The following is a 21,469-nucleotide window of genomic DNA, read 5'->3' on the forward strand; positions in this document are numbered from 1 at the left end:
GCACCTCAACCGCGCCGCTCTGCTCAGAAAAGCTGCCGGAGAATGACGTAAAGCACGAAAGCGATGGCGATCGAGGCTGGAAGCGTCAGTACCCAGGCGACCATCATGTTGCGAACCGTCGACCATTGCAGGCCCGAGCCGTTCGCGGCCATGGTACCTGCCACGCCTGAGGACAGGACGTGTGTCGTGGAGACCGGCAGGCCAAAGTGATCGGCAGCGCCAATCGTGACCATGGCGACGACCTCCGCAGCAGCCCCCTGCCCATAGGTCAGGTGCGTCTTGCCGATCTTTTCGCCGACGGTCACGACAATGCGCCGCCAGCCGATCATCGTACCAAGGCCGAGCGCCAAGGCAACCGCGACCTTAACCCAGGTCGGAATGAACTTCGTCGCGTTGTCGACCGCCTTGTGGTAGGAGGTAACAGCTGCAAGATCGGCTTCCTCCATCGGCAGCAGCTTGTTCTTGTCGATCAGCTTGAGTGCTTCGCCAATCAGATAGATGTCGTTACGGACGTTGCCGACCATTTCGTTCGGCACGGCCTCCAGCGTCGGGAAAGCAGCGACTTCCGCGCTTGTCTGATGGATGAACTGCTGCAAGGCCGGGGTGGTCTGGTCACTCCATGTCTTGGAACGAACCGCATCACCAACGACCTTCTTTGCATCGGTGACCGTCGCACCCGGCTTGACGTATTTTTCAAGCGCCGTTTCAACCTGGGCCGATGCGGTTTTATAGGCTTCCAGATAGTTCACATCCGGGGTCCGGTTCAGCGCAAAGGCGGTGGGAACCAGACCGATCAGAATGAGCATGATCAGGCCCATGCCCTTCTGGCCGTCGTTGGAGCCATGGGCAAAGCTGACACCGGTACAGGTAAAAATCAGCAGCCCGCGGATCCACAAGGGTGGCGGGGCACTGGATTTCGGCTCCTGATAAAGCGCCTGATTGCGCACAAAAAACTTCATGGCCAGAAGCAACAATGCAGCAAAACCAAAACCGATCAGTGGGGAGACGAGAAGCGAAAGGCCGATACTGGTCGCCTGTGACCAGTCCACGCCGCTGGTTGCCGTGCCTGCCGGAGCAAGAAACTGGTTGGCAAGCCCAACGCCGATGATCGAGCCGATCAGGGTATGGGAGCTTGAGGACGGCAGACCGAAATACCAGGTACCGAGGTTCCAGATGATCGCAGCGCTGAGAAGCGCGAACACCATGGCAAGACCCGACCCTGAACCGACCTGCAGAATGAGTTCGACCGGAAGCAGCGCCAGAATGCCGAAGGCGACCGCACCGCTCGATGTCAAAACCCCGAGAAAATTGAAAAGGCCAGACCAGATCACGGCAAATTCCGCTGGCATGGAGCGGGTGTAGATGACGGTCGCAACCGCATTGGCCGTATCATGGAAGCCGTTGACGAACTCAAAGCCCAGCGCAATCAAAAGCGCCAGGCCAAGCAAGACCCAAGGAACCGCAGCGGCACTGGTAAGGTCTTGCGCCAGCGCGTAGGCCACATAGGCAAGCCCACTGAGGAGCACGACCGCAAGCACGGGAAGGAACCATTTTCCTGCGCCAGAATTTTCAAGGGGGTGAGGAACCGGTTCGGTTCGTGGATGTGCTGCGCTGAGATCGACCAAAGGCTTGCTCCAAATGCGTTTCCATTTGGTAGAGCCCCGGCGTGAACCTTTCATGACAGCGGATATTTAAGGCGTGACGGAGCACGCGCGTGACACGGCGAAACAAGCTAAGAACATTTCTAGAAAAACATGGCCAGCAGAAGGGCCTTCCCCCGGGGGTGCATGTCCCAACTCGCGATAGAAATTGCAGCGATCCTCCGGAATATTCTGTCGGGCCGCCCGTCCACCGGCGCGGAAAATATAGTAATCTTCCATCATAATACGAAAAGGTTGCGAGGCTACGCTCTGCCACCTTTCCATAACCGGCGACAGCCCGGCATCTCCACTGAAAAGATCCGCTATTGGTCGGTCGAGATGGCTGAGAAGGTCTGGTTGCCAGTCGTTGGGAATGTGCTTTGTCGCGGCCAGGTGCAATAAGTGTGCAAGCAGAAATTCGGGATACGTCGAACATGCAAGTATCGAGGTGCCGTTGAGCTTGTCGGCACCAGCAATCTGATTTTCATAGGCCGAAAATCCGATGTCGAACCCAACAGTTTCATTCAAAAGCACTGTCTCGGGGCTCACCACGCCATCGTCGATTGCAACGACGATATATCCGCCCGGGTAGGCAACGGGTGATGGCACCGCAAGATTTACCAGCCCATCAAGTTCCGTCCGCCCCGCCACATGCATATGGCCGCTGAAATGCCACCGCAGTCCGGCCTCCGCCAAAAATCGACCGCTTTCCAGAGACGGCATGCGCGTCTGCCAATCCGGCGTGCACGCAGACCGCACATGGTCGCCCATGCCCGCCAGTGCCAGTGGAAGAACGGGATAATGCGAAAAGGCCAGAAGTGTCTTGCCGAGGAGAGTTGCACGTTTTGCTACATCACATATCCATTCCAGAATATAGGGACGCTCTGCCAAGACGTAATCCCACGCGGCATCGGACTGGAGCTTCCAGGTACCACCGCGTTCGTGGAAGACATTGGCATCCAGCATCAAAAGCCAGAGACCGTCCTGGGGCTCCACCAAGTAGGACGCATCGAGGCCTATCGGATCATCGTCTTGGAAACGGCGATGTTCCTCTTCACCGCGATTGCAGAAAGGCATTTCCCAATGCGCTACTCCCAAGGGCCGCTCTATGCCATAACAGGACATGGAAGCAACGGCTGAGGCGGTCGACATTCCAAGCATTCCTGACCGGATAACCATTGGCGCTTGCGCATGATCGTCGCTGGTTACCAGAACAGGATTGAGACCATCGGCCTTTGTTAGCCATTTGGCCTGATGGCGCGGTTCAGGGCCGAAACAATCGTGATTTCCGAAGGTAATAAAGAACCGCAGGCCGTGATTGTCTTCGTAGAAAGACAGAACCTTTTTCAACGCCGCAACGGCACCCATCTGGCCATCGTCAGAATAGTCACCCAGAAGCACGACATCCCGGATGCCACGCTTGACGATATCGTTGAGCACCGCGAGAAACGCCGGATAGCTTTCGTTGAAAACACGGGTCGACGCCATCGTGTCATCAAGCGTTCGCAGGGCCACTTCACCGCTTGCCTCTTCCAGAATGCCGTAACTGCCATGGAGATCATGCAGATGAACGTCGGCAACGACTGCGATTTGCATCAGGCAGTCTTTCCACGCAATTCACGTCTGGCCGCCTCGAACACGTCAGGACGATCGAGATTGATGTAATCGACGCCAGCCTCGGCGATCTCCCGATGGATAGCCGGATCATCGCCGCCGTAATAGGTCATGATTTCAAGACCTGCCTTGCCGCAAGCTTCCAGTATGCCCGGCCGGCGCATCTGCTCCACGGTGATTTCGATGATCGATGCGTGGTGAACGGCCCCAACCAGAGACGGCGATTTGGCGATGTTCAGCGTCATCATCTTGCGCGATTCCGGGGCAATCAATTGCAAGTCGCGCCGCATCTCCTCGGAAAAGGAAAAGTAGAACGTGTCGCGCACCATGCCGAGGTTACGCACCAGTGCAACCACCTTGGCGGGATCGCAATATTTCAGCTCGATATAAACACCTGCACGACCGCGAAGATGTTCCAGATAGGCATCGAGCCGCGGCACGATCGCACCCTTGAACGCCTCCCCGAACCAGCTTCCGGCATCAAGCGCATCGATCTCACTCGACAGGGCATGACCAAGGGGGCCGGTGCCATTGGTGGTTCTATCAAGCGTTTCGTCATGGAAGACATAGAGCACGCCATCGGAGCTCTCACGCACATCAAGCTCGATATAGTCCGCGCCTTGGCTTAGCGCGAGATCAGCGGCGGCAAAGGTGTTTTCCGGCGCAAAGTGGTTGGCGCCGCGATGGGATACGATTTTGGTCACGAGAAATCCTGTCAGTTTGCGGGCTTGAGCGTTTTCGCCCGGATGCTTTGGTGCGAAACATAGGCATGAAGATCGACAATGCGATTGCCCGAGATGTCGAAGAGAAGCGTGAGGTCCGATTTGCACTTGATGCCGACCGAGGCGCCTGGCGCATGCCGCACCTCTTCGCCATATTCAAGCGCGTGGATGGGCCCGGCCAGCGTGTCGATGGTGTAGAACACTTCCCGACCCATGGGCTCAACCGTGACGATCTCACCCTTAAACGCCACATCCGCATCCGACACGAGCGTGATGTCTTCCGGGCGCAAACCGAAGGTGACCTCACCATCATACTGGACATTAAGGTCGAGCGACATTTCACCCAGACGCAGACGGCGACCGGCCGCTTTGCCCTTCACCCGGTTCATCGGCGGCGTGCCGATGAAGCACGCGACGAACAGGTTGTTTGGACGGCGATAGAGATCATCGGGCGTGCCGATCTGGGCGATCTCGCCATTGTTCATGCAGATGATTCTGTCCGCCATGGTGATCGCTTCGATCTGGTCATGGGTGACGATGAGCGTGGTGAAACCGAGCCGCTTCTGAATGCTTTTCAGCTCCGCCCGCATGGTGATGCGCAAGGTGGCATCGAGGTTGGAAAGGGGCTCATCCAGCAGCAGAATGTTCGGCTCTTTTACCAATGCGCGGGCAAGCGCCACGCGCTGCTGCTGTCCACCGGAAAGTTGCGACGGACGGCGGTCGAGCAGTGCGTCGATCTGGACAAGCTTTGCCGCCTCGCCCACCCGCTTTGCGATTTCGTCCTTGGCCATGGCCTTGAAGCGCAATGGAAATGCAATGTTTTCGCGGACCGTCAGGTTCGGATAGAGCGCATAAGACTGGAAAACGATACCGACATTGCGGTCGCGCGCATCGACGCGGTTGACGTTGTGACCATCGAAGGCGATCTGCCCTGCCGTGGGGGCGTAAAGGCCCGCGAGAAGAAACAGCGTCGTGGATTTTCCGCAGCCGGATGGCCCGAGGATCGCAACGAACTCGCCATCTTCGATGGTCAAGTTCATCGGTTTCAGAACCTGGGTCTCGCCCCAGCTCTTGGTGACTTTGTCGAGAGTGATCTTGGCCATGGCAATTATCCCTTGATCCCGCCAAAGCTCATCTGGGTGATGTACTTCTGCGTGAAGGTGTAGAGGAGCAGCACAGGCAGGAGATAGATGATGCCGACAGCGGCGATCATGCCGTAGTCTGCGCCCATATTGTCCTGTGCAACGAAGAAGAGGTAGAGGCTCATTGTCATCTGGCTCTTGTCGATGAGCAGCGTCTGGACGAAGACATATTCCTCCCAGCCCTTCAGGAATGTGAAGGTGGCAACGGCAATCAACCCACCGCTGACCTGCGGAAGCACGATCATGCGAAACGCCTGGGACCGCGTTGCGCCATCGGTGACGGCGCTCATTTCGATGTCCCAGGGGACGTTATCGAAGAAGCTCTTGAGCACGAAAATGGCGAAGGGCAATTCCAGCGCGCTGAGAACCAGTACGACGCCCGCCAGATTGTTGAGCAGGCCCATATAGTGAAGCTGAATGAAAATCGCGACGGTCAGAGCCAGTGCCGGAAAAGCATGTAGCATGAGCAGACCGCGAAGAAAGCTCTCCCGGCCGACAAAGGCGAAACGCGACAAGGCATAGGCAGCGGGCGTGGCGACAAGCGTAACGATGACCGTCTGGCTGACCGCGAACACAACTGAGCTTCCAAATGCCGACCATATGGAAGGCATCAGGTCCATTTTTGTGGTGCCAGTGCCAGCTATGTCGCGGTTCCAAAGGAAGCGATAGTTTTCGAGCGTCATATACGGAGCCAGGAAAATAGCCACCAGAAGGACGATCACGATGCAGAGCGCTGCCCATGAAAGCGCGGGCTTGCGCAAACGTTCTGCCAGAAGCGCAAGTGCGATTGCGCCGAGATACGCAACCCCAGCAATGGCCGATGTGCGCCAGAGAACGACACGGCTGACCGCTTCGTCCGACAATGTCAGCGACTTCACCAGAAGCCACAAATAAGGCAGCAGAACAGGAACGGAAACAACAGTCAGGAAGAGAATAATAGCCGAGAGAAAACCGGCGCTGTGGGCGGCACCCCGGCGTTCGAGGCGCACCCAATCGGGCGAGGATACGGCATTGGTCTGGACAAGCGTCATCACAGCACCTCGATTTTTGGAGCGGCAAAGGTTGAGCGCATATTGGTGACGCGCCAGTGTAGGAGCGTGACGGCAACCCCGATAACCATCAGGCCCAGCGCCAGCGCGGCACCATAGGAATAGGCACCGTTTTCGAAAGCGCGGCGGTAAATATAGAGAGCATAGGGCGTGGAATCGTAAACCGGCCCGCCGCCTGTGATGAGCAGGATATATTCGAAGGTCGTCATCAGCGACAACGCCTGATAGATGGTGATCATCCGGATCGGCTGCGACAGCGCCGGTGCCACGACATGTCGCAGCACACCCCATTCACTGGCACCATCGACGCGCGCTGCATTGGCAAGGTGTGACGGGATCGAACGGATCGACGACGTCAGAATGACCATGGCGAAGGATGCGCCGACGACACCATTTGCGAGAATGACGAGAAACAACGGAAAGTCGTTGCGCAGGTTGATGGGCGGCAGGCCGAAGGTGCCGGTGACCTGATTGAGCAGACCTGATGGCGAAGGATCGGCAATCCATATCCATAAAATGCCATAGAGGACGGCCGGGCTCATGCGCGGCAGCAGCCACAGGCCACGGAAGAAATTGCCGAGCTTGTCGGGGATCGCGGTAGACGTCATCGCCAGAAGCGCGCCGAGGCCGACATTGAAGATGAACAGCGTCGCGCTGACATAAATCAGTGTGGTCAGCAGCACCATAGGCATGCGCGCATCGCGCTGGACGATGCGTTCGAAATTCTGCGTTGTGAATTGCCCGACACGAAGATTGGCGCCCATGTCGGTGAACGCGATCACCGTGTTGACGACGATGGGTGCCAGAAAGAACACCGCAAGCAGCGCGATGGCCGGCGCAAGATAGAGCATAGGCCGTGCGGGGCGGTGCGCTCGAGGCTGGAATTGGGACATTGTGGAGCACCAGTCAAACAGAGGTGCCGCCCGGCACCAAGCCGGGCGGCGAGAAATTCATACGGGATCAATTGCTGGCGGTGTCGCGGATTTCGATGTCTGCGCCGAATTGCAGTTCGAGCTCATCGGCGATGAAATCAACGGCCTGAGTAGCCGTCATCTTGCCGGTTTCAACGGCCTGTAGACCGCTGAACAACACCTTGTTGTAGCTGCCGAACTGGGTGTGGTTCGGAACGAACTTGGCATGCTCCATCATCGGCGATGCGGCGGACAGAACCCAGTTATCCTTGTATTTCGGCATAGCCGTTTGAGCGTTGCTGATCGCCGTGTGGTAGGACGTCACGGCATGCTCTGTGTTGAAGTAAGGCAACGTTGCCAGCGCCACGAGATCGGCAGCGATGTCGGAATTCTTGCTCTTGGCGTTGACGGTGTAGAGCAACGGGTGTGAGAGGTTGGCAGGCTTGCCACCCTTTTCAGCTGCCGGCGCCGGAATCCAGCCGATCTTGTGGAAATAACCGTCCTTGTCGGTCGGCCATGTCGCGCCGTTCTTATCACCCAGTTGCCAGGCAACCGTCCAGACACCCTGATGGAAGACGAACGCCTTCTCCTGCTTGAACGCACCCTGAATGGCTTCCCAACTCATGGAGGTGTTGTCGACGGGGGTCACGCCTTCCTTGGCGTTGCGCTCATACCAGCCGAGCGCCTTGGTCATTTCAGCCTTCGGGAAAACAAGCTTGCCGGTTGTCTCGTCCATGAACTTCACGCCGTAGGACTGAAAGACCATCAGATAATCGATACCGACATTAGGTCGGTGCAGCATTCCATATTGTGCAGCCTTGCCATCGACCACTTCCTTGGACAGCGCCGTCAGATCATCGAGCGTGAATTCGCCCGCTTCGACCTTGGCTGGCAGACCCTCGATGAAGGCTTCATCCTTGCCGATCTTGCGCAGCATATCCTTGTTGTAGAAGAACATGCGGATTTCGGCATCCTGCGGCACGCCGTAAATCTTTCCATCCTTGGCTTTGGCCGCATTCCACAGGACAGGCAGAATATCGCCGTAAACCCATGGTTTGGCGGCAATACGCTCATCCATCGGCAGCGCGTAACCGTCTTCGGCAAACTGGCCGATCCACTCATGCGGCAAAACGTAGATATCCGGACCCTGGCCAACGGAAAATGCTTTGAGCATTTCCAGAGCCAGATCGTCCCAGCCCTTCACCGCGCTGTTGTTGGTGTCGATGACGATCCGCTTGTCCACGCCTGCGGACTTGAACTGCTCGTTCATGATCTTCGCCGCACCTTCGATATTGGTGATGCGACCTGGCGCTGTTTTGTCGGCGAGCGTCGAGAGCTTGATGGTGATGTCTTCTGCATGCGCTGCGCCTGCAACGAAAGCGGTCATCGCTGCGGAAGAAAGGACGGCAAGAAATGTGTTCATGGCGGGTTGATCCGGTTGAAGGTGATTATTTAATTAAGTTGCTTAAGTAATGGATTTATGACATCGCCAGTTCAATTCTCTGGAGGGCGTCATAGTGCTCAAACGACAGGGGCCGTTGGCTGGCATTGGTGGTACCCAGGCGACAGTGATCAACCATCTGCGCCGCAAGGGCGCCGCGTCGCGCGCTGAAATCGCTGATTTTTGCGGCGTGACGCCAGCAGCCGTGAGCATGATGACCCGCGATTTGATCGAGCGGGGTATCGTCATCGAAGGCGCAAGACGCCATGGCGGGCGCGGTGCCCCCCACATCGATCTCATGCTTCAGGGCCACGTCGGTTATGCCTTAGGCGTTCATGCCAATCATTACTCACTCACCCTCACGATGCTTGATTTCTGCGGAAAAAGGATTGCTGAGCATCATCTGGACGGACGATATGATGCGTTCTGCGACGTGGAAGAGACCATAAATGACGTCAAGAACAGTCTGTTGGCATCGTGCGATATCGATGAAAACCTGCTGCTTGGCGTCGGCGTGGCAATGCCGACACGTTTTCGCAAAGGCGTGACAAGCCTCGATCTTGCCGACGAGGTGATTTCCTGGGCGGGCCCCGATCTCGCATCTTCGTTGCGTGACACACTGGGTTGCCCGGTCATGATTGAAAATGACGCCAACGCCGCGGCGGTGGGCGAACTTGCTCTGGGCAACGCTGCCGAACACGATAATTTCGCCTATTTGTATCTGTCGGAGGGTATCGGCAGCGGCATCGTTATCGGTGGCGAACTTCATCGCGGCAATCTGGGAAATGCCGGAGATGTCGGCGCTCTTCGCCCGCGTGGCCTGTCGCGGCCCTCATTCGATGACTTGGCGGCATGGTGCACGGCGTCAGTGGGCCAGATACCGGAGGGCCGCTCTTCGGAGCGGTGGGCGATCTATCTCGAAAAGAACATGAGCGTTCTCGACGACTGGCTCGAGCGAGCAGGACCTGAAACGGCCCGGCTCGCCTTTATGATCGCATCGATTTTGGCACCCTCTGCAATCTTCATCGGTGGAACGCTGCCGCGCCTCGTGCGCGAAAGACTTGCCCCGTGGCTGGACTTTGAAAAAAGCAGACCCTTCGAGGGAGCCCGCGCCCTGCAGCCCGCCATCCTGATCCCAGACATCGACGCCACAGACACCGTCGCATTCGGAGCTGCGGCGATGATCCTGTATGGTTAGCCCAAATCGGACTTATCAGCCGTGTTTCCCGTCGCGTATCTGGTTCCACAAAGGTGCAATCACAGTCCCCATAACAACCACAGCAACCGCACCAATGACGATAGCGAGCATGGCCTGCTGGGCCGACGTCGCCAGCCAGCCAACGACGGATGGAGCGAAGGAGATGGCAGAAACAACTGCGGCGGAAACATCGTGGACGAGGTGTTCTGGGCCAGCATAACCCAGCTGGGCAAGCCCGTGCACCAAGATGCTGCCTCCGACCCATAACATCGCCGCGGTGCCGACAGCTGCCAGCACCTTGAGGAAGATCGGCATGCCGTAGACGAGACCGCGACCGATAACCTGAAAGACCGACGACGAGGTCTTGGCCAGCGCGATACCGACATCATCTGCCTTCACGATAAGCGCGACGAAACCGTAAACGGCAAGCGTGATCAGAATACCCACGGCGGCCAGCACGAAGCCCTGCATATAGACACTGGACTGAGAAATATCGGCGAGCGTCAGCGCCATGATTTCCGCTGACAAAATGAAGTCGGTGCGAACAGCGCCGCTGACCTTCTGGTTCTCGAGAGCGACCGGATCGAGCTCCTCACCCAGCACCTGCTTTTCGTGACCATGCGCAGCATGCGGAAAGAAAACCGCATAGAGCTTTTCAGCACCTTCGTAACAGAGATAGACACCACCAACCATGAGAAGCGGCGTAATGACCCACGGCGCAAAAAAGCCGAGAAGAAGCGCGGCCGGAAGAAGAAACACAAGTTTGTTCTTCAGCGAGCCCAACGCAATGCGGCCAATGATCGGCAGTTCACGGGCGGGGCTGAGGCCCACCACATATCGCGGCGTGACGGCAGCATCATCGACGACGATGCCTGCCGCTTTGCTGGTCGCCTTGGCGGTTTGCGCGGCAACATCATCAAGTGACGCTGCAGCCAGCTTTGCGATTGCCGCGACATCATCGAGAAGCGCTATGAGACCTGTTGCCATGAAAAATGCGGCCTTTGTATTTTGAAATGAATGAATATGAGTTTGCGTCCGTCAGGGGACGAAAACCGAGATCGCCTTTTCCATGATATGAAACGTCACCGGTGTGTTCGTTTTTAACTCGCCGTCGAGATTGACCGCGCGCGGCTTGCTGGTGCGAATGGTCAGATGCTTGGTCGAGAACGAACGGACATCGTTCCAGTCGCCGTGGGTACCCTTGCGCAAACTTGGCAGAAGCGCCAACAACCTCCACCAGTGATCGACCTCGAGACTGTAGAAATCCAGCATGCCGTCTGTTGCCGTGGCATCTGAGTGCACAGTCATGCCACCACCGTAAAAGCGCCCATTGCCGACAGCCACCTGCAAGGTTCGCAGTTCTTCGGTCTGACCGTCATGCTCGAGCGTTGCGGTGAACAATCGTGAGCTGGCGAGCAACCGGGCAGCGACGATTCCGTAGCCGAGCTTGCCCCAACGCTTCTTGGCCTTTTCGGTGAGCGACATCGCAAGATCGGCACTGAAACCAACACTCGCCACATTGAAGAATGGATGTCCGTTCGCTTCGCCGAGGTCGATCTGGGTCGTGTTGCCTTTGGCGATGACGTCCACGGCCTGGGCAAGATCGAGGGGTAGACCGATGGTGCGGGCAAAATCGTTCGCCGTTCCAAGCGGCAGAACACCCAAGGGAAGCCCCGATTTCAAAAGCCCGCGTGCCGCCCCGTTCAGGCTACCGTCGCCACCGCCGACGATGACACGGTCGACCAGGCCGATATGCTCTTCAATCGCCTGGGATGTCGTACCCGCATAATCGGCCGGCAGCTCGGTGAAACGGATTCCAGCTTGCTCCAGCAACCGACGCACTTCGGGCAGACTGTCTCTTCCTCTGCGGGAATTCGGGTTGACCAGCAACAAAGCTGCTTGTGACGTCATACTCTCAGTTTCTGTGCGCGTTTGCGAACGTTGGATCGGTAACGCGTTTTCACGTTGAAAAGATCGATTGTTTTTATATGTGCACTGCAGCATCCCTCGTCAATGGCATGGTTGTTCGGCACACGCGGCATATCCATCTACAAAAAAAAGGAGACAAGATTGGCGGATTTCATGTCTCGATTTTTTAGCGACACCGGCTCTCAATCCGCCTTAGTTTGACGTAAGACAAAGGGAACGGACTGCGGTCCAGCAACCGCAACGGGGCCGCATCCCCACGACATTATCCGGCTCAATGCCCTAAACCTGTTTTGAAGGGAACCCGATGACAGTTGTCGCCTCCTATATGTATCGTGCGGGCAAACGGGCAGAAGACATTGCCTTGAACGATCGGCCTTTTGAAACGGAGGGCAAGGCATTCGCCTGGATCGGACTGTTGGAACCCACGGCACAGGAGATGGCGAGCCTCAAGGTTATGTTCGGATTGCATCCGCTGGCCGTGGAGGATGCCTTAAAGGGCGGTCAAGTCCCGAAAGTCGAGGTCTACGGCGACCAGCTTTTCGTTGTCACGAAGACTGCACATCTGGAGGGCGACAAGATCGCCTATGGCGAGACCTATGTTTTCCTCGGTCCAAACCACGTGGTCACTGTCAGACATGGTTCCGCCCGTGGGCACAAGGAGTTGCGGGAGCAACTCGAACAGTCACCGCGGCTCCTGGAGCATGGCCCGGATTATGTGCTTCACGGCATTCTCGATTTCGTGGTCGATGGCTATTTGCCGATGGTCGAGAAGCTGGAAGACAGGGTTCTCGAAATGGAAAAGCATATGTTGATTTCCTTTCTCGAACGCGACCAGATCAGACGTCTGTTCCGGATGCGCAGGCAGGTTATCCTGTTTCAGCGCGTGCTGGGGCCGATGTCAGAAATGATCGGCAGGATGACGCATCTTGAGCTGCCGTGCATCGATGACAATGCAAGACCCTATTTTCGCGATGTCCACGACCACGTCAGACGGGTCGAGGGCATGGTGTCAGGTCTGCGCGAAGTGGTGACATCTGTGTTCGAGGCCAGCAATCTTCTTGAAATGCAGCGTCAGGGCACGATCACCAGACAGTTGGCGGCATGGGCTGCGATCCTCGCCGTCCCCACCGCCATCGCCGGGATCTATGGGATGAACTTCCAGCATATGCCGGAACTTGAGACGCAGTACGGCTACTATGTCGTCCTGGCAGTCATCTTTTCCCTCTGCGGCATCTTGTACTACCAGTTCAGAAAATCTGGATGGCTATGACGCGTCCGTCGGAAGGACGCCAAGATGCGGTTCGACAAGAAAATTTCCCTTTGAGCCAATGTTCCGCCTAGCAATCACGTCCAACCACACAGATAGATGACGTCATCTGCAACCATATCTCCCAACGTAGCGGTGCGCGCTAGGTGCAGGTGTAATTACGGTCTCCTCATTCTGCGGGTAAACTTTCATCCGCCTTTCGGCTTTCCCATTCCTGCGGCGTCAGCGTCTTGATATCGAATTGATCGCGTGTGCGGGTGTAGGTATGCCCACCCATTCGTCCGACAGCATCCATGAGCTGCTGGTCGATGTGCAGATTGGCCGCGTTGACAGCATCGCTGCGGACGAAGACGCCGACGACTTCGCCGAGGATGATCTCGCGGGCCGGGCCGACCTGAAGCGTCGTGTGGCGGCGGCATTCCAGGGCGGCGGGGGCGGCGAGGATGCGGGGGCTTTTCACCATCTGGCCGGGAACGGTGGCGAGGCCCGCCTCCTCCATCTCGTCCACTTCGGGACCGAACTTGATGGCGCAGATTTCCATCTGGTCGACCAGCGCATTGTCGCAGATATGAACGGTGAATTCGCCGGTCTCTCTGATATTGCGGGCGGTATCCTTGAAGCGCATGTCGGAATAGTTCTCGACGCCGATAGCGACAATGGCCGGATCATGGGTGAGCACGTTGAAGAAGCTGAAGGGACCGGCATTGGGTGTCCCGTCCTTGCTGACCGTCGTCACCAGCGCAATCGGACGCGGGATGACGGTTCCGATGAGGATTTTGTAGCGCTCGCGCTCGGTAAGCTTGGCGAAATCGAAGTGGGTGTGTTCGGTCATATCAGGCCTCGGCAGCGATGCGGTGGGTTTCAAGCGGGGTGTGGCGGGAAAGGTTTTCGAACCCGTCCTTGGTGACGACATACATGTCGCCGACATTACAGCCTGCCGACAACGGCTCAAGCCATTGCGTGTGCAGCACGAACACCATGCCCTCTTCCATCCGGTCGTAATTGTGGGACGAGATGTTGAAACTGTTCTGCCCGCCGGCCATGCCGACCGAGTGGCCGAGATTGGGGTTATGCGGGCCATAGGTTGCCGGGTAAACATGCATGAGAGTGCGGCCCTGCGCTTCCCAGTCGATATTCTTCACATATTGGCGCGGGATCAGCCGCGCACTGCCATCATCCATCGGAGCCCAATTGTAAGGCATGGTGCGCGCTTCCGGTGAGGAAAGCATGCCGCGCTCGATCATCGGCTCGAAGGCCGCGTTGTTCACGTCGCGCATTAGCGCGCCTGGGCGGATCAGTTTTTCGGCGCGTTTGACACCCTCGGTACAGGCCGCCAGCACCTCCTCCTGCCGCTTGGTGATATTACCAACCGCGATCATACGAGCGGTCTGGGCGGTGTAACCGCGATAGGTGATGTTGGAGACATAGAGATTGATGAGATCGCCCGGACGCACGACATGGCCATAAGGCTTGCCACAATGGGTGCCGAACTCATTGATGCCGATCTGGTAGCCATCACCGGTCTCGCCGCCGAAGGAAAGCTGGGCTTGCGTGAAGGCAGCATAGATTTCATGGTCGGTGACACCGGGCCTGGCGACGTGATAAGCCGCCTGCGTGGCGATGCTGACGAGCTGGGCTGCCGCTCGAAACATTTCGATTTCGCGGGGCGAGCGCACCTTTTGCATGCGGTCGAGAATGGCATTGTCAGGTACGAACTTGGCCTTCGGCATGAGTTCATCGAGTGCGGACCAGAAGGTCAGCGAAGTGCGATCACCGATGCGACCGATCTGCTCCTTCGCCAATCCCATATCGGCCAGCAGTTCGGCACATTTTTCAGCAGTCTTGATCACGCTGTCACCGGGACGATCAGCATATTCGCGACCGATTGGCCCGATCTGCCAGATGTCTTCCACCAGCACAGGCTCACCGCCCGGCGGCAGAAGCACGGATTGGGTGAAGAAGGACAGGAGCACCATCGGCTTGTCGGCATCCGTGGGGATGATCAAAACGCCCTCGCGCATCCAGTCGCAGATATAGCGCAGATAATGGTTGGACGTGTGAAACCAGCCGACGCCACCGGTGTGAACGATCAGCGCGTCATGCCCGGCTTCGACGGCCTGGCGGCGAATGCGGCGTAGGCGGTCTTTGAACTCCTCGACGGGCAAAGGCAGCGGCGCAACAAAGTCGAAATCCGGCTGGAAATCGGCAAGCAGCGATCCGACGCGATAGTTGCCTGCCTTATTGGCGTGTATGTTCATTGGGTATTCCTTCCAGAGTATTTTTATTCGTCAGGTTGCCGGGACGGTGCCAGCACGCGCCTCGCCACCAGCATCACGATGAGCGTCAGTCCGATCAGGATTCCAGACATTGCCGCGACGCGGACATCGAGCGATTCCTCGATCAATGCGAACATGCGAAGCGGCAGGACGGTTGTTTGCGCATCGGCGAGGAAGAGCGAGACGGAGACGTTGTCGAGCGACTGGATGAAAACGAGAAACGCACCGGCCAGAATGCCGGGTGCCAGCAGCGGCAGGATCACGCGCCTCAGCGTCGTGTACCACGTCGCGCCCATGACGGTGGAGGCTTCCGCCAGTGACGGGTTGATGCCCTGTGCAACGACGGATGCAGCGCGGTACATCAGCGGACCGAACACGACGACATGGCCTGTTACGGTGAGCCACAGCGACGGCTGGAAGCCGACGAAGTTCGCCACGATCAGCGCCGCCAAACCATAAACGAGGCTTGGCAGAACGAGCGGTGCGAGCAGAAACGGCTCCAGCGCATTGACCGTGCGGCGTCGCATCCGCGCCATGCCGATAGTGGCAGGCACGGCAAACAGCAACGATCCGAGCACCGCCAGCCCTGCGATCTTCAGCGAATTACCGGCTGCAATATGCTCCGTTCCGGAACGAACAGGATCGATCAGCGCCTCATACCACCGCAGGGAGAACCCTTCGGGCGGATATTTGAGTGTCTGGCCTGACGTAAACGACATGGTGATCGCAATGACAATCGGTGCCACAAGATAGATCAGGCTGAGACTGCCGAAACCGAAGACGAATGCCTTGTAGAGGAACGTCGGGACCGGGTTTTCACGATGATTATGCATGGCCGACAAGCCTCCTGTGACGGGAAATCATGGTCATGGCGACGAGAAGGATGCCGGTCGACAAGAGCAGGACGACCGCGATGGCCGAGGCCATAGGCCAATCGAACAGTGTGCCGACCTCGCGGTAGATCAATTGCGGCACATATACATTGCGCGCACCGCCGATGACGGCCTGAGTGACGAAGGAAGCACTGGTGCTGGCAAAAACCAGAATCCAACCCGCCAGCAAACCGGGCAGCATCATCGGCAAGAGAACCGTGACCAGGATACGCCATGGCCCCGCGCCAGACACCTGCGCGGCCTCAGTGAACTGCACCGGCGTTCGCGACAGGATGGCGATCAGCGGCAGGATGATCAGGGGCAAGTCGATCTGGCACATGGCCATGACAAGACCCAACTCGGTGGCGAGCAACGTGAACGGCCTCTCGGCAAGTCCGAGCGCGACGAAGGCCTCGCTGATTGGTCCTTGTCGGCCAAGAATAACGATCCAGGCGAAGGTTCGCACCACATTGCTTGTCAACATGGGAACAAGCGTCAGGAAGATGATGATCTGCCGCGCAGTCTTGCCACTGTGCCAATAGAGCAGCGCGATGGGAATGCCGAGCAAAGTGGTGCTGGCGATGGTCTGCAGACCGAGTTTGGCGGTGTTGACCAGCACACGATAGTTGAATGCATCGCCAAGAAAGCGTGCATAGTTGTGGAGAGACAGGCCATCGGGGCCGATGAAGCTGAACCCGACGAGAACGGCGAGCGGCGTCGCAAAGAACGCCACCGATAGCAAAAGCATCGGGATAACGTATGGGAAACCGCTCGCTTTCATGTGCTGACCTCAACCGGCGACGAGAGCGTCGAACTGGCGGATCCATTCCGCACGGTTCTTGTTGATTGCAGCCCAGTCCGGATAGACCAGCGATGCAAGCTGTTCGCGCTTCACATAAGCCTCGATACCAGGTGTCAGTTCGACTTGCTTGTTCGTCGGGAACATCTCCGTCGGCGGCATTTTGAGCTTGTCCTGCGCTGCCTTGGAGATGGCGGCGTCCATATAGGCATAGGCCGCATCGGGGTTCTTCGCACCCTTGGTCAGATGAATGTTCACTGGCGCTGCGGGCGAACCGGTTTCCGGCTGGACGAACTCGGCTTTGAGGCCCATGGACTTGAGACGAGCGACATTGCCTGTCGAGCACATGAAGACGGCAATTTCTCCCTGCTGGAACAGCGTCATCTGGTTATTGGTGCTGGCGACGACGCCCTTGATGTGCTCCGGATTGTCCTTGAACAGCTTGAACACGGCGTCCATGTCATCAGCACCCTTGCCGAATATCTTGGCGATTTCGGTATAGGCCATGACACCCGTGTTGGAGGCGAAGCCGGTCCACGACACAAGGCCCTTATAAACAGGGTTTTCGAACAGGTCGCGGTAGCCCTTGGGTGCCGGAACCAGATCGGGGTTGTAGGCGATACCGTTGACTTCGACCGTGACGGTCGGGCCGTATTCGCCCTGAAATGCAGGATCGAGCATGCTCCAGTTCTTGAGCTTGGACGGATCGATCTTCTGGATCAGATCATTCTCGATGGCGACGGCCATCTGGCCGGGCGACATCAGCAGTGTGTCGTAAGGCGGGTTGCCGGGGCTGGCCATAACCTTGGCAAGCTGGTCCTGCGCCATGGCTGGCGCGACCGTCAGATCGAAACCTGCTTCTTTGACGAGTGGCGTCAGTACCGTGCGATAGCCGTCTTCCCAGTTGCCCGGAAAGGTCGCAGCGATTGCAGTGCCACCGGCAGCACGGGCTGCAAAGGGGGCGGTGACGGCTACTGCCGCACCGGCGGCAAGCAATCCGAAATGACGTCGTGTGATGTTGAAGTCCTGCATCTGTTCACCTCTGTTGTTGTTGTTCATTCACTGGATGCTTCCGGTTCGCTCGGAAAGGCGTGACACCTTGCGGTGTCAATCTCGGCAAAGAGCTTTGCTCCCGGCTCGGGAATGAATGTGGAGGGTCCGCGCACCTGCGAAGCACGCAGGCCTGCACCATCCTCAAGAAGAAGATCGTGAACGAGCGTCGGCCCAAGCGGCACGGACACGGTCAGCCGCGCTGGCAGCGCAAAGTCAGTTGGGCTCGTTGACAGACTGACGTCTTCGGGACGGAAGGTGATGGTGACCTTGGAGCCGACCGTAAAGTTCAGCCGGCGCGGCAGAACGATCGTCTTGCCGTTTGTGAGTGCAATGGTCGTTGCCTCTGCATCCAACTGCTCCACCGTGCCATGCAGCAGATTGGCCTGACCGATAAAGGTATTCACGAACAGCGTTTTTGGCCGGTCGTAGACAGCCATCGGCGTGTCGATCTGCTCGACATTGCCCTTGTTCATCAGCACCAGACGTCCGGCAAGGCTTTGCGCCTCTTCCTGATCATGGGTGACGATCAGCGTCGTGATGCCGAGTGTCTTCTGCAGATGAAGAAGCTCGACCTGCAAATCGAAGCGAAGCGCGCGGTCAAGAGCGCCGAACGGTTCGTCGAGCAGCAGAAGCGAAGGTCGCCCGGCAATGGCACGGGCAACAGCAACACGCTGCTGCTGGCCGCCGGAGAGTTCACGCGGCAAGCGGTTGCCATAGCCCTTCAACTGCACGAGCGAGAGCATTTCCTCTACCCGTTCTCCGCGTTGCGTCTTTGGCAATCGCTGGCAGGCCAGTGGATAGGCGATGTTCTCGGCCACCGTCAGGTGCGGAAACAGCGCGTAATTCTGGAACACCATGCCGATGCCGCGAGAGCGCGCCGAAACATGGGCAAGGTCCTGACCACCGAGCTGGATCACGCCGCTTTTCGGCTGGATCAAACCGGCGATTGCCCGCAGCACCGTGGACTTGCCACAGCCGCTCGGCCCCAGCAGCGCTACGATCTCACCAGCCGCAACCTCGAACGAGATATCGCTGATCGCATTCTGTCCACCATAGCTGTGGGTCAGGCCGCGAACGCTGAGCTGCTTACCATCGCCTGCCTTCGAGCCCTCTGCCATTGATATCCCTTTGGGTTGCCCACTGCTGTCAAAGTATTCTGCGCCCGATGTTACGAGGCGAAGATAGGATCGATCAGCGATGTGGATTTCTGTGTTGGTCATGCCAAGGGATTTGCAAGCTGCGTGCCAGTTTGCAATTTTCAGCGGACACTATCAATCAACATACTGATTAAAAACAATTTTTTCTGTTTTTTAAATATGCGAATATTCATAATAATATTTCATTGAACTTATTTTCGGATTTAAAAAATGTGCATTTTTGATTGATGCCGCTTATTCAATAAGCAGTAATTCAGTTATGAAACTAAGAAAATTGCTGTTGATTAATTGATAGTAGGCGGCAAATCATAACAGGTGCGACCTGAGAAATTGATAGAATACATTTCTAAATCAGCCGCTTAGGTGGACGAGCGCCACCTGCATCATCGAGGTCACCCAGAGGGATTATTTTTAATCAAAGTATTTACGAATTTTCATGCGAAAATTTGTGCGAAATATTTTGAAACTTGTGAACCCTGAAATAAATCTTTGAAAACAATGCGCTGAATAATCAACGATCAAGCTGGCACGCAGATTGCATCGCACTTCCCGTGAATTCAAACCGATAAAAATCAAAAAGGGGATCGCATGCGCAGCTTCAAGACAAATCTCAAGAATGGCCTGACAGGTATCGCTTTTGTGTTGCTGGCCAATTCCGCACATGCAGCAGAAGGCAACGCCATCACAATGGTGCCCGATGCCGTTGTCGCCAAACTGCCGGGTGTCGTGTTCGACAAGGCGCTGGCGGACCGCCTTTCACCTGCTATCAAGGACAAGAAAGTGCTCAAGGTCGCAACGGACCTGACGCCACCGATCAGTTTCCAGTCAGAAGATGGCAAGTTGATCGGGATCGACGCCGATATCGCCGCAGCACTCGGTGTCATTCTCGGCATCGATGTTCAGATGACCAATGTCGGTGCAGGTGCGGCAATCGTACCCGCGGTCCTCTCCAAGCGTTTCGACATGACCATTTCCGGCATCAATGACGATGTGGAGCTGGAAAAGCAGGTCGATGTCATCGACTATATGTTTGATGCCACGACGATCATGACCATCAAGGGCAATCCGCTCGGGATCAAGAGCATGGAAGACCTCTGCGGCAAGAAAGTTGCCGTGCCGGTCGGCACGTTTCAGGCACGCATGGTAGAAGCCGCATCGGCAAAATGCACGACACCCATGAACATCATGTCCATCCCGAAAATGCCGGATGTCTTGCAGGCTGTGCGCACCGGCCGCGCTGATGCAACCGTCAACGGTTATGCCACGAGCGTCTATACGACGGAAAACCAGACCGGCAAGGGCGTGGGCCTGCAAGCGCTCCCAGATGTGCGCCTCGCGGTTGGCTATCTCGGCATGCTGGTATCGAAGGACAATCTGGACCTGCGCGATACGGTGGTCGCCTCGCTTCAGCACATGGTCGATACCGGCGCCTATAAGGCCATCATGGAGAAATGGGGCCTTGGCCCGCTCGCTGTGAAGACCGTCAAATTCAACGACGCCGCCAGCATGCCGGTGAATTGAGCCATGGCCCTATTCGCTCAACCCATCAGCATGGCCATCGCCCCACCGCTCGGCAAGCCGATACGGTTGGGGCAGATCATATCCGGTACCAGCGCGGTCCTCGCGCTGGCGCTCATCATCCTCACAGTCGCACGCAACCAGACTGTCCAATGGGGCGAAATTCCCCGTTACATGGTCGATCCGGTCATCCTCGACGGCGTGGTTCTGACCCTGCAACTGACGGCGGGCGCGATGGTGTTCGGTATTGCGTTCGGCTGCATCGTCGCCGTCATGGCCACAAGTCAGAACGTCGTTTTGAAGGCATTGGCCGTTGCCTTCGTATGGTGGTTTCGTGGCGTGCCGCTGATCGTCCAGATTTTCTTCTGGTTCAACATCGCATTGTTCATACCTCAAGTGGGTATTGGCACGTATTCCATATCGATCAACGACCTCGTCACTCCTGCCCTTGCGGGATTTCTGGCACTTGGCCTGCACGAAGCCGCCAATATGAGCGAGATCATCCGCGGCGGATTGACCGCCGTGGACCGCGGCCAGCGGGAAGCGGCCTCGTCACTCGGCTTACGATCACTCCAAACCCTACGAACCGTGGTTCTGCCCCAGGCGATCCGTCTGATTGTGCCACCAACCGGCAATCAGGCTATCGGCATGCTGAAAGCCAGCGCCATCGTTTCCGTCATCGGCATGCAGGACCTACTGACCCAGGCGCAGGCCATCTATGCGCGCAACTTCCTCGTCATCGAACTGCTGTGCGTTGCCTCGCTTTGGTACCTCCTCATCACGTCAATCGCATCCATCGGCCAGCATTTTCTCGAGAAGCGCCTCGCACCGAAAGGCCGTGACGTGGGTGCCAAGAAAGATACCAGGCAACGCGCCTGAGA

Annotated in this window: 19 protein-coding genes; 4 read left to right on the forward strand and 15 right to left on the reverse strand. The window is 57.2% G+C overall.

Features of this window, described 5'->3' with window-relative positions:
- Positions 1-23: 23 nt before the first annotated feature.
- From RRU01S_RS20190 to RRU01S_RS20220, 7 genes are all read right to left on the reverse strand, one after another.
- Entirely contained in the window at positions 24-1,625 is a 1,602-nt protein-coding gene (locus tag RRU01S_RS20190) for an inorganic phosphate transporter (RefSeq protein ID WP_045232055.1), read from the reverse strand.
- 66 nt (positions 1,626-1,691) lie between these two features.
- Positions 1,692-3,236 carry a metallophosphoesterase family protein gene (locus RRU01S_RS20195; RefSeq protein WP_052816147.1) on the reverse strand — a complete coding sequence of 515 codons (1,545 nt, stop codon included), beginning with the start codon at positions 3,234-3,236 and terminating at the stop codon, positions 1,692-1,694.
- Entirely contained in the window at positions 3,236-3,958 is a 723-nt protein-coding gene (gene ugpQ / locus RRU01S_RS20200; protein WP_045232007.1) for a glycerophosphodiester phosphodiesterase, read from the reverse strand. The genes RRU01S_RS20195 and ugpQ overlap by 1 nt, the downstream gene beginning before the upstream one ends.
- Positions 3,959-3,969: 11 nt before the next feature.
- Entirely contained in the window at positions 3,970-5,079 is a 1,110-nt protein-coding gene (locus RRU01S_RS20205) for an ABC transporter ATP-binding protein (protein WP_045232008.1), read from the reverse strand.
- A gap of 5 nt (positions 5,080-5,084) precedes the next feature.
- Positions 5,085-6,149 (reverse strand): carbohydrate ABC transporter permease, encoded by a 1,065-nt coding sequence (locus RRU01S_RS20210; RefSeq protein ID WP_045232009.1) that lies wholly within the window; start codon positions 6,147-6,149, stop codon positions 5,085-5,087.
- Complete coding sequence (locus RRU01S_RS20215) at positions 6,149-7,060, reverse strand: carbohydrate ABC transporter permease (RefSeq protein WP_045232010.1); 912 nt, start codon at positions 7,058-7,060, stop codon at positions 6,149-6,151. The genes RRU01S_RS20210 and RRU01S_RS20215 overlap by 1 nt, the downstream gene beginning before the upstream one ends.
- 67 nt (positions 7,061-7,127) lie before the next feature.
- Entirely contained in the window at positions 7,128-8,501 is a 1,374-nt protein-coding gene (locus tag RRU01S_RS20220; protein WP_045232011.1) for an ABC transporter substrate-binding protein, read from the reverse strand.
- 91 nt (positions 8,502-8,592) lie between these two features.
- On the opposite strand from RRU01S_RS20220, the gene RRU01S_RS20225 reads away from it, so the two are divergent.
- Entirely contained in the window at positions 8,593-9,717 is a 1,125-nt protein-coding gene (locus RRU01S_RS20225) for an ROK family transcriptional regulator (protein ID WP_108722696.1), read from the forward strand.
- A gap of 15 nt (positions 9,718-9,732) precedes the next feature.
- Here the strand turns inward: RRU01S_RS20225 and RRU01S_RS20230 are convergent, their stop codons facing one another.
- Entirely contained in the window at positions 9,733-10,704 is a 972-nt protein-coding gene (locus RRU01S_RS20230; RefSeq protein ID WP_045232013.1) for a DUF808 domain-containing protein, read from the reverse strand.
- A gap of 51 nt (positions 10,705-10,755) precedes the next feature.
- On the reverse strand, positions 10,756-11,628 hold the full coding sequence (locus tag RRU01S_RS20235; RefSeq protein ID WP_045232014.1) for a lipid kinase: 873 nt from the start codon (positions 11,626-11,628) through the stop codon (positions 10,756-10,758).
- Between the two features lie 322 nt (positions 11,629-11,950).
- Between RRU01S_RS20235 and corA the strand changes: the two genes are divergently transcribed.
- Entirely contained in the window at positions 11,951-12,916 is a 966-nt protein-coding gene (gene corA, locus RRU01S_RS20240) for a magnesium/cobalt transporter CorA (RefSeq protein WP_045232015.1), read from the forward strand.
- Positions 12,917-13,082: 166 nt separating this feature from the next.
- Here the strand turns inward: corA and RRU01S_RS20245 are convergent, their stop codons facing one another.
- Genes RRU01S_RS20245 through RRU01S_RS20270 form a run of 6 tightly spaced genes read right to left on the reverse strand, consistent with a single transcriptional unit; the run spans position 13,083 to position 19,031 of the window.
- Positions 13,083-13,745, reverse strand: a complete 663-nt coding sequence (locus RRU01S_RS20245) for a flavin reductase family protein (RefSeq protein WP_045232016.1) — start codon at positions 13,743-13,745, stop codon at positions 13,083-13,085.
- 1 nt (position 13,746) lies between these two features.
- Positions 13,747-15,171, reverse strand: a complete 1,425-nt coding sequence (locus RRU01S_RS20250; protein WP_045232017.1) for a M24 family metallopeptidase — start codon at positions 15,169-15,171, stop codon at positions 13,747-13,749.
- A 23-nt stretch (positions 15,172-15,194) separates the two neighbouring features.
- Positions 15,195-16,022, reverse strand: coding sequence for an ABC transporter permease (locus RRU01S_RS20255; protein ID WP_045232018.1), 828 nt, complete (start codon positions 16,020-16,022; stop codon positions 15,195-15,197).
- Positions 16,015-16,842: an ABC transporter permease gene (locus tag RRU01S_RS20260; RefSeq protein ID WP_045232019.1), complete on the reverse strand. Its 828-nt coding sequence runs from the start codon at positions 16,840-16,842 to the stop codon at positions 16,015-16,017. Before RRU01S_RS20260 ends, RRU01S_RS20255 begins: the two co-directional genes overlap by 8 nt.
- A 9-nt stretch (positions 16,843-16,851) precedes the next feature.
- The gene (locus RRU01S_RS20265; protein ID WP_045232057.1) at positions 16,852-17,892 is read right to left on the reverse strand and encodes an extracellular solute-binding protein; all 1,041 of its coding nucleotides are present in this window, start codon (positions 17,890-17,892) and stop codon (positions 16,852-16,854) included.
- A 23-nt stretch (positions 17,893-17,915) separates the two neighbouring features.
- The gene (locus RRU01S_RS20270; RefSeq protein WP_108722698.1) at positions 17,916-19,031 is read right to left on the reverse strand and encodes an ABC transporter ATP-binding protein; all 1,116 of its coding nucleotides are present in this window, start codon (positions 19,029-19,031) and stop codon (positions 17,916-17,918) included.
- 627 nt (positions 19,032-19,658) lie between these two features.
- Between RRU01S_RS20270 and RRU01S_RS20275 the strand changes: the two genes are divergently transcribed.
- Both RRU01S_RS20275 and RRU01S_RS20280 read left to right on the forward strand, forming a co-directional pair.
- Positions 19,659-20,591 (forward strand): ABC transporter substrate-binding protein, encoded by a 933-nt coding sequence (locus tag RRU01S_RS20275; RefSeq protein WP_045232021.1) that lies wholly within the window; start codon positions 19,659-19,661, stop codon positions 20,589-20,591.
- Positions 20,592-20,594: 3 nt separating this feature from the next.
- Entirely contained in the window at positions 20,595-21,467 is an 873-nt protein-coding gene (locus RRU01S_RS20280) for an amino acid ABC transporter permease (RefSeq protein ID WP_045232022.1), read from the forward strand.
- The last annotated feature ends 2 nt before the right edge of the window (positions 21,468-21,469 follow it).

Origin of the sequence: Agrobacterium rubi TR3 = NBRC 13261, from assembly GCF_000739935.1 — a bacterium.
GTDB classification, from domain to species: domain Bacteria; phylum Pseudomonadota; class Alphaproteobacteria; order Rhizobiales; family Rhizobiaceae; genus Agrobacterium; species Agrobacterium rubi.

Excerpts from the sequence above, each read along its gene's own strand:
- RRU01S_RS20195 (WP_052816147.1), bottom strand. The coding sequence starts at position 3,236 with ATGCAAATCGCAGTCGTTGCCGACGTTCATCTGCATGATCTCCATGGC.
- RRU01S_RS20205 (WP_045232008.1), bottom strand. The coding sequence starts at position 5,079 with ATGGCCAAGATCACTCTCGACAAAGTCACCAAGAGCTGGGGCGAGACC.
- RRU01S_RS20210 (WP_045232009.1), bottom strand. The coding sequence starts at position 6,149 with ATGACGCTTGTCCAGACCAATGCCGTATCCTCGCCCGATTGGGTGCGC.
- RRU01S_RS20215 (WP_045232010.1), bottom strand. The coding sequence starts at position 7,060 with ATGTCCCAATTCCAGCCTCGAGCGCACCGCCCCGCACGGCCTATGCTC.
- RRU01S_RS20220 (WP_045232011.1), bottom strand. The coding sequence starts at position 8,501 with ATGAACACATTTCTTGCCGTCCTTTCTTCCGCAGCGATGACCGCTTTC.
- RRU01S_RS20230 (WP_045232013.1), bottom strand. The coding sequence starts at position 10,704 with ATGGCAACAGGTCTCATAGCGCTTCTCGATGATGTCGCGGCAATCGCA.
- RRU01S_RS20235 (WP_045232014.1), bottom strand. The coding sequence starts at position 11,628 with ATGACGTCACAAGCAGCTTTGTTGCTGGTCAACCCGAATTCCCGCAGA.
- corA (WP_045232015.1), top strand. The coding sequence starts at position 11,951 with ATGACAGTTGTCGCCTCCTATATGTATCGTGCGGGCAAACGGGCAGAA.
- RRU01S_RS20245 (WP_045232016.1), bottom strand. The coding sequence starts at position 13,745 with ATGACCGAACACACCCACTTCGATTTCGCCAAGCTTACCGAGCGCGAG.
- RRU01S_RS20250 (WP_045232017.1), bottom strand. The coding sequence starts at position 15,171 with ATGAACATACACGCCAATAAGGCAGGCAACTATCGCGTCGGATCGCTG.
- RRU01S_RS20255 (WP_045232018.1), bottom strand. The coding sequence starts at position 16,022 with ATGCATAATCATCGTGAAAACCCGGTCCCGACGTTCCTCTACAAGGCA.
- RRU01S_RS20260 (WP_045232019.1), bottom strand. The coding sequence starts at position 16,842 with ATGAAAGCGAGCGGTTTCCCATACGTTATCCCGATGCTTTTGCTATCG.
- RRU01S_RS20265 (WP_045232057.1), bottom strand. The coding sequence starts at position 17,892 with ATGCAGGACTTCAACATCACACGACGTCATTTCGGATTGCTTGCCGCC.
- RRU01S_RS20270 (WP_108722698.1), bottom strand. The coding sequence starts at position 19,031 with ATGGCAGAGGGCTCGAAGGCAGGCGATGGTAAGCAGCTCAGCGTTCGC.
- RRU01S_RS20275 (WP_045232021.1), top strand. The coding sequence starts at position 19,659 with ATGCGCAGCTTCAAGACAAATCTCAAGAATGGCCTGACAGGTATCGCT.
- RRU01S_RS20280 (WP_045232022.1), top strand. The coding sequence starts at position 20,595 with ATGGCCCTATTCGCTCAACCCATCAGCATGGCCATCGCCCCACCGCTC.